Annotated in this window: 6 protein-coding genes; all 6 read right to left on the bottom strand. The window is 70.4% G+C overall.

What is annotated here, in order from left to right; translation table 11 throughout:
* Positions 1-504 precede the first annotated feature (504 nt).
* Entirely contained in the window at positions 505-1,563 is a 1,059-nt protein-coding gene (locus tag AC07U4_RS20285; protein ID WP_495196789.1) for an AAA family ATPase, read from the bottom strand.
* Positions 1,564-1,647: 84 nt separating this feature from the next.
* Positions 1,648-2,319, bottom strand: a complete 672-nt coding sequence (locus AC07U4_RS20280) for a response regulator transcription factor (RefSeq protein WP_495196788.1) — start codon at positions 2,317-2,319, stop codon at positions 1,648-1,650.
* A 63-nt stretch (positions 2,320-2,382) separates the two neighbouring features.
* Positions 2,383-5,526 (bottom strand): TonB-dependent receptor domain-containing protein, encoded by a 3,144-nt coding sequence (locus AC07U4_RS20275; protein WP_495196787.1) that lies wholly within the window; start codon positions 5,524-5,526, stop codon positions 2,383-2,385.
* Positions 5,527-5,742: 216 nt separating this feature from the next.
* Positions 5,743-7,125 (bottom strand): sensor histidine kinase, encoded by a 1,383-nt coding sequence (locus AC07U4_RS20270; protein WP_495196786.1) that lies wholly within the window; start codon positions 7,123-7,125, stop codon positions 5,743-5,745.
* 79 nt (positions 7,126-7,204) lie between these two features.
* Positions 7,205-12,682 (bottom strand): hypothetical protein, encoded by a 5,478-nt coding sequence (locus AC07U4_RS20265; protein ID WP_495196785.1) that lies wholly within the window; start codon positions 12,680-12,682, stop codon positions 7,205-7,207.
* Positions 12,679-15,147 (bottom strand): VWA domain-containing protein, encoded by a 2,469-nt coding sequence (locus AC07U4_RS20260; RefSeq protein ID WP_495196784.1) that lies wholly within the window; start codon positions 15,145-15,147, stop codon positions 12,679-12,681. Before AC07U4_RS20260 ends, AC07U4_RS20265 begins: the two co-directional genes overlap by 4 nt.
* Between the last annotated feature and the right edge of the window lies 1 nt (position 15,148).

Raw genomic sequence — 15,148 nt, 5'->3', positions numbered from 1 at the left:
CCGGCAATCCGACAGGGATTGCCGGCTATGCTACGCAAGGTTGGCAAGCGGTTGCTTGATGGTGCCGTTGGACGACGGCAAACATGTGTTTCCCGACAGATTGGAGCGTCCCATTTCTCCATCGATCCAGCACCATTTCGGGAAAAGGCAATCGGGAACAGGATTTGGGAAAGCCCGCTCCTGTTGCCGCGATCCAACTTCACACGAGCACCGTGGTTCTTGATCGACCTTCCTTTGCGGGAAACTGATCGGGTACCGATCTCGGCTGTTCCGTTGACCCTCCGGCCTATCCGATTATTGAACGGTGCCGCTCTTGCGGGCTGCCGGAGTGGAGGACGCATGCCGTTGGAAGGCGCACGGCTGGTGACGTGATGGGGTGGACGGCCTAGCAGGTGGCAACCGCAATCGGCATCGCCGATCGGACAGAGACCGCGTTCTTCTAGAGCTATCAAACACCTAGCTTCGATCAGAGAAGCAACAGCCTCGCCGCCCCGCCAATAATCCTCAATGATGAGGTCGCTCCACCGAGGCTAGGATAGCATTTAGCAGCTGATCAGAGCCAATCCCGCTCGCTTGCGCATGAAAACTGGTGACAAGGCGGTGGCGTAAAACCGGTCGCGCGACCGCAGCTATGTCGTCGGTGCTTACCGCAAACCGATTGTCGAGGAGCGCTTGGACCTTGGCGGCGAGCATCAGCCCCTGCACGCCGCGCGGCGACGCGCCGAGCGCCACCGTCTGGTCGACGATGTCGGGGGCGTAGGCGCTGCCCGGCTGCGTCGCCATAACGAGGCGGATCGCGTAGCTCTTGGCGGCATCGGGCACGGGCACGCGGCGGATCACCGCACGCATCGCGCGTAGCGTTGCGGCGTCGGTCACCGGCTTGATCGTCACCGCCTCGGCGCTGGTCGTCCGGTCGACGATCAGCCGATACTGCTCCTCAGTCGGATAACCGACGACCAGCTTGAATAGGAAGCGGTCGAGCTGCGCCTCGGGGAGCGGGTAGGTACCTTCCTGATCAACCGGGTTCTGTGTCGCCATGACGCAGAAGGGGTCGGGCATCGCAATCGTGCGGCGACCGACCGTCACCTGGCGCTCCTGCATCACCTCGAGCAGTGCCGATTGCGTCTTGGGGGTAGCCCGGTTGATCTCGTCCGCCAGCACCAGGCTGGCGACGATCGGTCCCTCCTGGAAGGTCAGCTCGTGTCCGCCGCCCGCGGTCTCTGCCAGCACGGTGGTGCCGATGATGTCAGCGGGCATCATGTCGGGGGTGAACTGGATGCGCGAGAAGGGCAAGTCGAGCGCGCGGGCGATCGAGTGGACCAGCATCGTCTTGCCGAGACCCGGCACGCCTTCGAGGAGGACGTGGCCGCCCGCCATCATCGCGGTCAGCACGCCGTCGAGCACCTCCGCCTGGCCGACGATCATCCGCGCGACCTCGGCGCGGATGCGCTCGAAGACCGTCTTGAACATCGCGGCGTCCGCCCGCGCGACCTCGACGGCGGCGTCCGCCCGGTCGGAGATGGCGGCGTCCGGCTGCGCGTAGGGGGTATCGTGGGTCGGCATGGCGGGTCCGGACAAGGAGGGAGGGAGGAGGATAGAGAGTCATCGTGAGTGGGATTGCTTGCACCAGCCTTGCAATCGGCGGGTTCAGCTTTCCGCCAGCTGGTAGCCGAGGCCACGGACGGCGTTGATGCGGACGCGATCGGTGCGTCCCGCGATCGTCTTGCGCAGCCGCGAGATGGTCGATTCGAGCGTGTTGGCGTTGACGAACTTGTCATATCCGTAGACCCGTGCCTCCAGCGTCTCGCGCTGCACCACGACGCCGCCCCTTGCCATCAGCGCGGCCAGCACCAGCGACTCGGCGCGGCGCAGCGGCAGCGGCTCGTCGTCGAGGAAGAAGGCGCCGCCCTCGACGTCGTGGAGCAGCGGGCCGAAGCGTCGCAACTGCCGCATCAGATGCAAGTCCTGGCGGAGCGCGGCGCGGATGCGGGCAAGGAGCTCGCGCGGCTCGAAGGGCTTGCTGACGTAGTCGCGCGCGCCGAGCTCCAGCCCGGCAACCTTGTCGTCGATCCCGCCGAGCGCGGAGAGCAGCAGGAAGCGCTGCGGACGCTGCCGCGCTTCTGCGTAGGCGATCAGCGTGACGCCGTCGCCGTCGGGCATCAGCCGGTCGAGGAGGACGAGGTCGAACTCGCCGTTGTCGACCGCCTCGCGGGCGATTTCCAGCGTCGGTGCGCGATCCACGACGAAGCCCTGGCGTTCAAGATACGCGAGCAGCGTCTCCGCGATGTCGGCGTCGTCCTCGACGAGCAGGAGTCTCATGTCCTGCATCTTCGTCGCGGCGGCCGCCTTTGCCAAGCAGGCATCGGCGGCCGCCCTCGCCGGTCAGAAGCTGCATTGCGCGGAGAACGACAAGGTCCGCCCCGCGACGTTGTAGCGCGCGGTGTCGTAGGGGAGGGTGTCGACAACGGTGAACGGCGGATTCGCCTTCAGGATGTTGCGCCCGGCAAATTGCAGGCTGAGCTGTTTGCTGGCGACCCACGAGATGCTGAGGTCGGCGGTGGTGAACGAGCGCACCTTGGTGATGAGCTCGGGCGCTTGTTCCTGCCCCGCGAAGTAGAAGGAGCCGTAGTCGTTCAGGTAGCTCGGCGTGTGATAGACGAAGAGGTTAGCGCTGAACGGCCCCTCGTTCCACTGGAGCGATCCCACAGCCCGGAACTTGTCGACGCCGAGGATGCGGCCACGCTGGTCGAGAACGAACGAGTTCTGCGTGCCGACGGTGTGCGCGACAAGGTTCTGGACGACGGTCACCTTGGGCTGGAAGCTGCCAATCCCGGTGTTGAATAGGTAGCTCGCCTCGTAGGTCAGGGATTTGTAGTCGGAGCCGATGATGTTGAAGCGGATGTTCTGCTGGCTGGTGATCTTGCCGGTGGCGTCGCGAGGGTAGAATTGCGGGATGCGTAGGATTTCGGTCAGCGGTAAATATCGCTGGAGCTCGGTGATCGTCGCGAACTGGTTGCGGATGCGGTTGTGATTGTAGGTGAGCGCGAGATTAAGACCGGTCAGGAAGCCGGTCGGCTGCCATGAGCCGCTGAACACCTGCTGGCGCGACGTTTCGGGCTTCAAGTCGGGGTTGGGGCTGATGCGCGCCGGAACCGCGTAGAAGGGGATGCCGCCGATCACGTAGGCGCAGTCGGTGGTGCAAGTGTAGAGCGGGTCGCCACCAATAAAGGTCTCGTAGACATTGCTACCCTGCAGCGTGAACAGCTGCGTCGGCGGCGGAGCCTTGAACCCCGAAGTGAACTTGGCGCGGAGATCGAGGCTGCTGAACGGCGACCAGAGCAGGCCGTAAGCAGGCGTGGTGCGGCCAAAGCGGCTCTTGCCGTAGATGATCTGTCCGCCCCGATCGATGGGGATGTTGTCGACCGTACCGACCGCGCCCGTACTGCTGGTCACGTCGCGTCGGACCGCGACGTTGAACAGGAGCCGCCGCACGAGCGGCAGGGCGAAGTCCTTGCCCAGAATCGGCACGGTTGCCTCGCCGAAGAAGGCATAACGGCTGGCGACGCCCGATCCGCCGACCAAGCTGGCGATCTGCGTGCTGCTGGTGCTGCTGCGCGCGTACTCGCCCCCGACTGCGTAGTTGATCTGGCCTGCGGGCAGCTTCAGCACCGAGCCGGTCAGTCGGGCCTCGACGTTGTGTAGTGTCGCGCCGAGATCGTCGCGCAACGGCACGTAGACGAACTCGTTAATGCTGGCGCCGCCGCCGTTCGTCGCCGACTTGAAGGGGTTGAACGCCTTAGCGGGATCGGTGCTGGTGAGCGCCAAGCACTGGCGGTCGAACGCCGCCTGGAACGCGGCGAGCTGGTCGTTGGCCACGATGCCGTTGGCAAGATCGGAGTTGACGCAGCGAAAGCCGCCCGGCGCGGTCGGATCCTCGACGAAGTCGGTGACGAGATTGCCGGCGTCACGTGAATTGCCCGACGTGCTGCTGCCCGAGACGGTGTAGATGACCTCCAGCTTGGTGCGCGGATCGAAGTCGTAACCCGCCCCGACGCTGGCGTTCCACGAATCGGTCGTGTTGCGGACCGACCCCGCCTTCAGCGTCCCGTCGGCGATCTCGCTGCCCGGATAATAGGCGACGCGCGTCCCGGCCGAAAAGCTGGCGACCTCGTAGGCGTCGAACGGATTGTAATACTGGCCCGGTCCGAGGAGGATGGAGACGCCGCGCAGCGCGAGCGATTCCTGACTGTTCTTGGCGCGGGTGTAGAGCCCGTTGGCGAAGACGCGCAGCTTGCCCGTGATCCGTTGCTCGCCCGATAGCGTGGCGCTGACGGTGCGCGATGACGGCCCTGCATAGGTCGGCACGTAGTCGCGTGCGCTGTCGAGGCCGATCTGGACGAAATCGTCCCGCGTCGGCCTGCCCGCGAGGCCGTTGAGCACGGTCAGCCCCGTCTCGGGCTGGAGCAGACTGCCGGTCTCAGGGTCGAAGACGGCCGGACGGTCGATAACGCCCGGCTGCAGACCGGAAGTGAACGACCTTTTGTCGTAATAGGGATTACCGTCGAACCGGTCGGCGTAATTGTTGGTGACGTAACCCGTCTTGCGATTGACGATCGGCTTCCGCCGAACGAAGTCGAGCGTGCCGGAGATATTGCCGCTGCCCCAGGCGTAGCCCGAGTAGACGTTGGCGCGCGTGGTGTCCGCGCCGCCGCTTGAGAACTCGTGCTGGAACGAGGCGGTGGTGCCGACGTAGTTTTTCTTCAGGATGAAGTTGATGACGCCACCCAGCGCATCGGCGCCGTAAATCGCCGACGCGCCTTCGGTGCTGACCTCCACTCGGTCGATCGCGCTCAGCGGGATGCCGTTGAGGTTGGCGTAGCCCCCCTCGATGCCGGCGGCACCGGCGATGCGGCGGCCGTTGATGAGGATCAGCGTGTTGCCGGCGCCCACGCCGCCCAGGTTCGCGGCGGCGACGCCGAGCCCGCCGACGGCGGAGACTATCGGCGTGCCCCTGCTGTCGCGCAGGGGGCCGCGCGTGCGGTTATTGGTGATCGCGCCCACCGTGGCGACGTTCTGCGGCAGCGTGCGGATCAGCTCCTCCACGCTGGTGACGCCGCGGGCGCGGATCTCCTGGGCATCGATCACCGTCAGCCGCGACGTCTGGTCGCCGTTGCGCAGGCGGCTGCCTGTCACAGTGATCGTGCCCTCGTCGACCGGTTTTTCGGGAGGCAGGCTACGGCGGAGCTTGACGATCTGCTCGGCCTTGGCGCGCTCGGCGGCCTGCTCGTCGACCTCGGCGGGGTTCTTCTCGCGCTCCTTGGCGTCGACCGCGTCGCGGACCTTCTGGTCCTCGGCGGCATCGCTGTTGGTCGGGACGGGGGTTTCCTCCTCGGGCGTCGCCGGATTGGTGATGGCGTCCTGCCGGACCCGTTGCTGGTCGGCCGGAACCTGCTGCGCATGCGCCGCCGTGCTCGACAGGCACACCGTCGCAATTGAGCACGACGCAAGAAAAGACCACTTCCCCATGTACACTCCCCTGACGTCGGCTCGGATCGGAGGCGTGGAGGGCCGGTGATTGTTTCAGGTGCCGCCCATCGTCCCCGACGAATCCGTACGGTTCGAGCCGGTTAAGGTGTGGCTATGCCCGATGCCTTGCATGAACCTTGCGCGGTGAGGGAAACCGACCATTATAGCGGCAATTGTTGAAACAATATTACATCGTGGTGAGAAATTTGAGTGGTCTTAAGCGGTCGGATCGAACCAGATGCGGAAGACCGCGCCACCGCCCTCCGCGTTCGCCGCCGTTGCGCGGCCACCGTGGAGCGTCGCGATCGCCTTGACGATCGCCAGGCCCAGCCCGTGCCCGTCGCGGTTCGGCGGGAAGCGGACGAAGGGCTCAAACATCATGCTCGGGTCGTCGCCGGTCAGCCCGGGGCCGTGATCGCGCACGCTCACCATGCCGCCGCCGTCGAGCATCACCTCGACCCGCCCGCCGGGGGGCGAGAAGCTCACCGCGTTGCGGATCAGATTGCCGACCGCCGAGCGGATCAGCGCGTCCTCGCCAGCGATCTCCAGGCCTTCGACCACGCTGGCGAAGGCGATCGTCACCCCGCCCGCGGCCTGCTCCTCCGCCACCGCCTTGCGGCAGCAGGCGACGAGGTCGACGAAGCCCGCCGCCTCGCTGCGGTTCGCGATGCTCATCAGCGCGAGCAACTGGTTGACCAGCGTGACCAGCCGGCGCGCGTCGCGGGTCAGTTTCTCCTTGAGCACCCCCTCGTCCATCAGCTCCATGCGGGTGCGCAGGACGGTCAGCGGCGTGCGCATCTCGTGCGCGGCGGCCGACAGGAAGAAGCGGTTGCGTCGCTGCGATTCCTGGACACGCACCAGCATGTGGTTGACCGCGCGAACCAGCGGAAGGATTTCGGTCGCCAGCCCTTTTTCGGGCAGCTTGCGGTCGAGCTTCTCTGGATCGATCGACGCCGCCAGCTTGGCGACGCGCCGGATCAGCAGCATGTGGCCGAGCATGATGAGCGCGAAGATGCCGAACATTCCCAGCGCTGCGATCAGGAAGGTGTTGCCGAACGCCAACAGCCATTTCTGATAGACCGGGGTGAGGCTGTCGTTGTTGGCCACGACCGGGTGGACCAGCCCGCGATATTCGAAATAGGTGAGCGAGTCGCACATGTAAAGGTAGGAGAACCCCGCCGCGTTATCGAGCGAGAGCGGCTTCGACGAATAAACGCACAGGCCGAGGTCGGGCATCTCGCGCCACAGCCGCTCGGCGCGGTCGAGGTGCAGCGCCCTGAAGTAGAGCGCTCGGCCGTTGCCGAAGGTTCGGTCGCCGACGCGGACGTAATAGCGGAAGTCCGGGTTCTCCGCCTGCGCGGCGCGGATCGCCGGATTGGTGGCGAGCGGGCGGACGCGCGACGGATCGTCGCGCTGGTCGATCATGAAACTCTGGATGGCTTCCTGGACCGACGCGGCGGTCGCCTCGATCGGCCGCCTGGGCTCGGCCAACGGGATCTCCAGAACCGGCCGGACGACGAAGGCATAGACGCCCCAGCCGAGGAACACGATCGTGAGCAGCGTCATCTGCGCCAGCATCGAGCGCCGGAGCAGGAACATCCTGCCGCCCCCCCTGCCGATCGCACGCACGAACCCTTCACCCGTCATGCGGACAGCATGACGCGGATCGTCGCGTTCGTCACCCGCCCGTCGTAACAGCCGACGCCGCAGCAGCAAGGGCAGGCGGGTCGAACGGGGGCAGCGGCGCCTCTTGACCGGCGCGAAGCCCCCTGGTCCGTTCCTGCGCCACGCCGAGTAGCGTCGCATACCCTTCCCGCGCCGCCGCCTGGTCGGGCCAAGCCCGGAGCGCCGCGACGATCCGCGCGCCTGCCATGTCCATCCCGCCGACGTCGTCGAGCGGCGTGTAGGAGAACAGCATCTGCATCAGCGCCGCGCGGAGCAGGTCGAGCGCGAGCCCGTTGTCGCCTGCCCGCGCGAATAGGCCGGAGACGAGTACGCGTGTGCCGAGCCCGAGCGCCGGCGTGGCCTGCAGCCAGACCGCCAGCGCAGCGCGCTGCGCGGGGTCCAGCGTGCGCCCGGTCCGATCCGCCAGCGCCAGCAGCAGCGGCATGTCGCTTCCCGGCAGGGTGCCGCTCGCCAGCGCGGACAGCAGCGCGTCGAGGCGAGCGTCGCCCTGTCGCTGCGCGATCAGCCCGCGCGCGACCAGGTCGTAGAGGATGCCCGCGGTGGCGCGCGCCTCGGCATCAAGCGCGGTCAGGTAGCGGTCGAGTTCCGCCGTCACGTCGGGCCGCGCGACGATTGCCGCCATCGCCTGCCCATCGGTACCATCAGCCGCGACCGCGGCTGCCAGCACGCGCAAGAGCGCGGGGTGGCCACCGCTATCCTTGTCGATGCTCTCGCGCCAGAGCCGGCGCAGCAATCCCGGCACGGTGGCGGGCGCCCCCGCCTGCGCGGTGCGTAGCCGGTCCGACACGCTGTTGGTCCCCGCATCGGCCGTGGTGGCCGACGGACGCCGCGCCGCGACGGCCCTGACCATCTCGTCGGCGGGGTTCCGCTGCGCGTAGGTGGCGTAGACCGCGGCAAAGCGTCCCGGCATCCCGCGCTCCGACTCGGCGCGCTTAAGCAGTTGGACGACGCCTCCGGCGTCGCTGGCGTCTACCCCGGTCGCGCGCGCGACCGCCGCTTCGTCCACCGCGCGGCCGAGCAGGCGATCGGTGAGCGCCAGCGTCAGGGCCGCGTCCTCGTCGTCGGAATGAGCCGCGACGTGGTCGCGGAGTAGCTGCACGAAGGGCTCGGTCATCCCCTTCTCCCAGTATAGTCGCAGCAGTCCGTTGCGGTAGTCGGGCTCGTCGGGCGCTACCGCAATCAGCTTCCGGTAGAAGGCGATCAGCCGGTCTGTGTCAATGGTGCCGGCTTCCGGCGCGACGAAGCGGGTGTAGAAGCGGCGGGCCTGGGTGGCGTCGGGCTTCTCAGCCGCGAGAAAGGCGTCGATCGCCTGCTGGCGCACGTCGGGGAAGCGGGCGGCGATGATCTGGTCGATCATGTCGTCATCGCGCGACTGCGCGCGGATCGCGACATCGATCGCGTCGAGCAGCGAGAAGGCGCGCGCCCGGTCGCCGGCGAACCACGCCTGGAGGAAGGCGGGGACCTGCCGCGCGCCGGGAAGCCGCACCGCCGCCTGCGCCGATTCGATCAGCATCGCCTGGTTCGAGCGCGCGGTGTCGAGCAGCAGCAGCCGCTGCAAGACCGGCATCAGCCCACCCTGGCGCTGGTCGCGCCCGAAATCGAGGTCGCGGCGCAGGATCGCCTTCACCCGCGCCAGCTGCGCGGCGTCGAGCGGGGCGGCCAGCAGTCTCTCCAGCACGCCCGGCATTATCGCCGACTCGCCGCCGCCCTGCTCCATCCGGGTAACCAGCCCGTCGTAGAGCCCGATCCGCTGGTCGACCGAGAAGCGTTGCAGCGACGCGCTGCCCCTCCACGCCATGCCCGCGCGGGCGCTGAAGTTCATCGGGCTGTTGCCCCGCTCGACCAGCATGGTCAGCAACCGGTCGTCGGCCATGAGCGGCCTGCCGGCGATTTTCTCCAGACGGGCGTACTGGGAATACGCCCCCCGGTACAGGTCGAACAGCAGCGCGTCGCGGACCGGCGCGGCGTCGATAGGCGCCAGCACGATCGACCGGGCCCGGTCCTCGGGCAGCGCGTCGAGCAGCACGGGCAGCAGGTACAGGAACATCGGCGGCCGCGACATCGGCGTGAACCCCCTCGCCGAGGCGTCGCGCCACGCGACGTCGGCGGCGAGCGCGGAGGCGGTCATTGCCGCGACCGCGGCATCGTCGTGCTGCTCGATCGCCAGCACCAGCGCGAGCATCTGGTTGTCGCTGTCGGTCGCCTGCCGGCGCAGCGTCGCCGTCGCCCAGCCGGGCGCCGCCGGCACGGGAGGAGCGGCGCCGGTCAGGTCGCGGTGAAGCGCCGCGCCGCGCCGGTAATCGGGGTCGTTAGCGAAGATCTCGCCCAGTTGCACCTCCCAGGCGGTCGCGGCGCCGCCGTCGCGGCCGTCGTCGTGCAGGTGCCGCATCAGGTCGAGCATCAGCGCCAGTTGGCGATGGCTCGCCAGCGCGCCCGGTGCTGTCCGGTCGATGCCCGCGAGCGAGGCGGCGGCGAGTTGGGCGATCGCCGCCTGCGCCGCCGCCGCCGCCTGCGGGTCGGCGGGCCAGGTCAGCAACATGCCCTCGACCAGCGTGTCGAGGTAGCGGTCCACCTCGACCGCGCCGTCGGATGAGTCGTCGGCGGGTCTGTCGGACTGGCGGGCGATGAGTCTCGTCAGCGTGCGCCAGTACCACGGGAAGGCCAGCGCGCCCTCGCCGAGCTGCTCGCGCAGCACCGACGTCCTCACCACCAAGTCGATGTTGCCCTGATCGCGTGCCAGCGCTCGGGCGTAGTTGGCGAGCGCCGCGGTTGGCAAGCCCGCCGAGGCGAAGGCGCGCGCCTTGACCTCGTCGACGTTCACCAGCCCACCCATGTCGGTCATCATCGCGAAGGCCCGATCGGCGCCGGCCTCGTCGCCCTGCGTCAGCAGCGTGCCGGCGAGGTCGGCGTAGAAGTCGGGCGGGAAGCTCTTGTGCAGTGCCAGCAGCCGCCGGCCGTAGACGATCTTGCGCCGCGCGTCGGCGCTCGCCGCGTCCGCCTGCGCGCCCGCCGTCCCGCCCGAGCTCAGCGTGATGAGCTGGCGGAGCGCCGCCGGCCGCTGCTCCCCCGCCGCGGCGAGTGCGCCCTCGTAGGCGCGGTACTGAAGGTCGTCGTCGCCGAGCAGTTGCGCCACGTCGGTGAGCAGGCCCAGCAGTCGCGCGTCGACGCCGCCTTCCGCGATCTGCTCGAGCAGCAGCCGCTCGACCCAACGCAGCGTGGGACGCCGCGGCAGGGGCCGGTCGCCCGGCTTACCCGCAGCGTCCCCGGCGATGAGGTCGAGCAGCCCGCCCGACGCGGTGACGAAGGCGCCGGTGGAGGGCGCTCCGGCCACCGCGTAAGCGAGCATCGCGCCGGCCTCGCCGCGGCGGCCCTGACCCCTCAGCGTCGTGGCGAGCTGGAGGAGCGCGTCGGGGTCCTGCGGGGCGGCTGCCTGCGCCTTGCGGAACTCGGCGAGCGCGCGATCCTCGTCGTCGTTCATCGCGCGGACGGTCGCCCGGAACAGGTGGGCGGCGTCGTCGTCGCCGTGCGCGGCCTCCGCCATCAGCCGCTCCAGCTCGTCCCGTCGCGCCGGCCCAGTGTCGTCGCCGTAGCGGACCAGATCGAGGATCAGTCGCCTGACGTGATCCTCGTGGTTCGCCGGGTCGACCTCGACCAGCCGGCGCAGCGTCCGCTCCAGCGCCGGATGGTCGCCCAGCCGCCCGTACAGCCCGGCCACCTCCTCCAGCCGCGCCACCTCGCCGGAGCCGTGGGGCGCGGCATAGCGCGTGATCGCCGCCGCCGCGCTCGTCCGGTCGCCCTGCGCCATCCGCAGGGCGGCGAGCAGGCCGATGTCACCGGGGCGCAGCGTGCCGCCTGCGAGCCGCGCGTCGAGCTCGCGAGCGATCACGTCGGTCGTGCCGGTCTGACGCGCCAGGTGGACGATCTGCCCCTCCGCGTAGCTGCGGCGGGCGGGCAGCGCCTCGGCCTGCCAGACCTGCCGCCAGCGGGCGAGCGCCTCGACGCGCAGCCCTGCGCGCTCGGCGAGCCCCGCCATTTGCAGCTGAAGATCGTAGCCGGCAGGCTTCCCCGGCGTCTCCAGCCGGCGGAGCAGCGCCAGCGCCTTGGCCGGCTCGCCCATCGCGTCGTAGCTTTGCGCGGCGTAGGTGAGCCAGGACTCGCCGCTGGCCTCGCGCGCGAGCGCGTCGAGCTCGCCAGCCGCCTCCGCCGGCCGCCCCTGCGCCGAATAGGCCTCGAACAGGAAGCGGTGCGCGGCGGGTAGCCGCGCGACAGCGGCGTCGCCCGTCACCATCCCGATTGCTTGGTCGGTCAGGCCCATGTCGATCATGGCCGAAGCGCCGCGCAGCAGCGCGTCGGGCCGGCCGCGGTTGGCGTCGCCGAACGAGCGGAAGAGGGCGATCGCCTGCGCACGATCGTCCGCCGCGACGAAGATCGCTGCCAACCCCGCGTAGCCCTCGGGCCTCTGCGGCTTGGTGGCGATCAGGCGGCGGTATTCCACGACGGTGGCGTCCTTGTGTCCGGCGAGCTCGAGGATGCCGAGCAGCCGCGCGTGGAGGTCGGGGTCGCTCGACCGGCGGATCAGCGCGATCGCCTCGTCGGACCGGGCCAGCTCGAGCAGCACGTCGACGCGCGCCGCGGTCAGCTCGGCGGACGGCGGCTTGGTGGCGAGGAAGGCGGCGGCGCCCGCCAGATCCCTGGCGTCGCGATAGGCCTCGACCAGCAGCGCCAGCGCGTAGCGCCGATCGCTTGCACTCTTCGCATTGGCATAGGCCTGCCAGGCGACGTGGCGAGCGACGGCGGTGTCGCCCGCCGCGATCGCCCATTCGGCGGTCTGCAGCGCCGCCACCGTTCCCGCAGGTCCGGGGGGGGGCGGCTGCGTGACGGCGAGCGCGTCCGCCGGCCGGCCGAGCAGCGCCAGCACCGGGGCGAGGCGGTCGGCGGCGGCGGAGGGCTGCTGCCGGGTCCACGCCGCCAGCGTCTCCGGTCGGCGCACCGCCTCGATCAGCGCCAGGCGCAGGTCGAGTTGCGCGCGGGCGGCCTGGTCGGTCTGGGCGTCGCGCGCCTTGCGGTACCAAATCGCCGCCGTCGCAGGCGCGCCGCCAACGTCCGCCAGCTGCGCCTTGAGCAGGAGGGCATCGCGGTCGGGTCGGAGTGCCAGCGCGGCATCGATCGCCACGGTAGCGCCGGCGAGGTCGCCGGCGCGCCACGCGACCCGCGCCGCCATTGCCAGCGCCGACGCGCGCTGCCCAGCGGGCGCCGACGAACGACCGATCGCCTCCAGCTGCGCGCGCAAGCCCGGAACGCCGTCGCCGAGCACGGCGCGATCGTACAGCCGGTCCACCGCCGCCGGGTCGACGTGCGCCGCCGCCGCCAGTGCGGCCGGCGTTTCCGCGGCGGGCGCGACGGCCAGCACCGCGGAACTCGCCGTCGCCAGCAACAGGGCGACCGGCAGGGACAGGCGCTTGGTCATCACGGCTGGCGTTCCTGGAAGTGGGATGGGGAGGGGCGCGCCGGCCAGCGACGCCACGCGATCTCGCCGAGGTAGAGGACGAGCGCAAGGAGCGACAGCCACGGCCAAAGGTCCGCGGCCGTCGACCCGCCGCCGGTCGCGGGCGGCAACAATGCCGCCACGCCGGCGCCCTCGCCGTATCGCCCGCCGCTCACGCTCGCCAGCGCGGCGAGCGGCAGTGCATGATCCGCAGGGATCGCGTCGGCGGGCGCGACGTCGGAGAAGGCGCGATCGGCGGCGCGCGTTACCGTGTCGCCGTCGCGTGCCTCGACCAGCGCGGCCTGTGCCGCGGGGTAGGCGACGTCGGCAACGTATAGTCCGGGCGCGCGCTGCTCCAGCGTCGCGGCCAACTCGATCGCGACGCCCGCGGGGGTAAGGAAGCGGAGCGACGGGACCCCGCCGGCGTCGCCGTCAAGCCGGCGCACTGCGACCTCCAGCCGATTGAAGCGGCGCGTCAGCGTCACGGTCGCGTCGGGTCGCTGCCGCGCCGTCACGGCCATGATCCGCGCCAGCCAGCGGCCGTAGGCGGGCCAGCCGCGCCAGCCTGCGGTGCCCGCCCCCAGCGGCTCCGTGGCGAGCGCGGTGACCCGGCCGGCGCCGTACTGCCAGCTCGCCAGCACCGGGTCGCCCGAGTCGGCGCGCAGCAGCACGTCGGCCTGGTCGCGCGCGGCGACGCGGGTATAGCCGGCTAGCGGCGGCGGGGCGCCGACGTCCTGCCACCAAGCCGGCGCGGACGCCGCGGCGACGGGGTAGCTGCCCGCCCGGTAGTCCGGCTGCGGCTTGATCTGCGGCTGGCGGAAGTCGATCGCGACCAGCCCCGCCTCGTCCGGCACCGCGTAATAGCGCCCTCGGCCGAGCTGCGCCCACTGTGCCATGCTGCGCACGCCCGACAAATCGCTTCCGACGCGCACGGTCGACACGGTGATGCGGTCGTCGGCGATGTGGCGGAGCAGCCGCTCGTAGCGCTCCTCCTCGACGCCGCCATCGGAGATGACTAGGATGTGGCGGAAGCGCGCGTCGACGTCCTTGAGCCCGTAATAGGCCTCCTCGAGCGCGGGGAAGAGCGTAGAGCCGCCCGACGCCTCCATCCGCGCGATCGTCCGCTCGACGTCGGGTAGCTGCGTGGCGGGCTGCATCGGCACCGCCCACTGCCGGGCGCCGTAGAACTCGACCACGCCGACCTGGTCGGAAGCTTTCAGCTTGCGCACCGTCAGGCGCGCGACCTGCTTGGCGATGTCGAGCGGCGCGCCGCCCATCGAACCTGACGTGTCGATGACGATCGCCAGTCCGACGGTCGGCTGCTCCAGCTTCTCCTCCTGCCGCGGCCGCACGGGCAGCGCCGCGACGAGCGGCCCGGACGCGTAGCCGCCCGGCCCGAACGCGGCCTCCCCGCCCGAGGCGAGCAGCCCCGTGCCGGCCCCCGCCACAGCGCCCGCCAGCCGGCGCTGCGCGCCCGCGCCGATCCGCGCCACAGGCAGGTCGTCGAGGACCACCAGCGGGTAGCGCGCGAAGGCCGACCCGTCGCCGATCGCCGAATCCGCGCGCCGCTCCACCGCAAAGCCGCGCCCGACCAGCCGCTGCAACTGCTGCCCGGCGCCCTGCTGCCGTTCGCCGAGATACAGCACGTGCATCGGATCGCCGATCGCCGCCACCGCGTCGACGCCGCCCGCGGTTCCCGACAGCGTCGCCCTGATGGGCACGAAGCCCGCGCGCTCGGCCGGCACGTCGAGCGCGACGCGGGTCGGCCCTTGGTCGCGGAAGATCGCCGATCGCGCCAGCGGGCGCCCGTTGCTCGACAGCATCACCTGATGGTCGCGGCCGTCGCCCTCGACCGCGACGACGACGCGGAGCCGCTCGCCGACGCGGGTCGCGGAGGTCGCGACGTCGCCGATGAAGGCGGCGCCGGGCACACCCGACAGCGCGACCGTGTTGACCGCGATGCCGCGCCGCAGCAGTGCGTCGACCTGCCGCTCCCAGTGGCGGTCGGTCGAGCGCCCGTCGGTGACCAGCGTAATCGCGCCGCCGCTGCCTGCGGGCAGCGCTTCCAGCGCGCGGCTCAGCGCGGCGGACAGCGAGCCGGCGGGGAGCGTCACCCGCTCGTCGACGCGCGCCGCGATCGGCGCGCCGCCCAGCTGCACCAGCGTTCGGCGCCCCCCGTCCTGCCGGGCGAGCAGCGTCGCCAGCGCCGCGCGCGCCTCCGCGCGGGCGGCGGCGCCCAGCCCGGGGCGCTGGTCGACCACGAACACCTGCGGCGCCGCGCCCGACCGGCGGATCAGGCTCGGCTGCATGATCGCCAGGATCAGGACGGCGCAGATAGCCACGCGGACCAGCAGGTGCGCCGGCCGCAGCCGCCCGCGCGCGACCCACCAGAGGAGCGGCAGCAGCAGGAAGAGCCAGCCCGTGCGTGGGTAGAGGAAGGTGACATCCATC

This window comes from Sphingomonas sp. GW821-FHT02B09, from assembly GCF_059421875.1.
This window is presented reverse-complemented; position numbering and strand designations above follow the sequence as displayed.

Bases quoted from the DNA above. Each gene is read 5' to 3' on its own strand.
- AC07U4_RS20285 (WP_495196789.1), bottom strand. From the start codon at position 1,563: ATGCCGACCCACGATACCCCCTACGCGCAGCCGGACGCCGCCATCTCC.
- AC07U4_RS20280 (WP_495196788.1), bottom strand. From the start codon at position 2,319: ATGAGACTCCTGCTCGTCGAGGACGACGCCGACATCGCGGAGACGCTG.
- AC07U4_RS20275 (WP_495196787.1), bottom strand. From the start codon at position 5,526: ATGGGGAAGTGGTCTTTTCTTGCGTCGTGCTCAATTGCGACGGTGTGC.
- AC07U4_RS20270 (WP_495196786.1), bottom strand. From the start codon at position 7,125: ATGTTCCTGCTCCGGCGCTCGATGCTGGCGCAGATGACGCTGCTCACG.
- AC07U4_RS20260 (WP_495196784.1), bottom strand. From the start codon at position 15,147: ATGGATGTCACCTTCCTCTACCCACGCACGGGCTGGCTCTTCCTGCTG.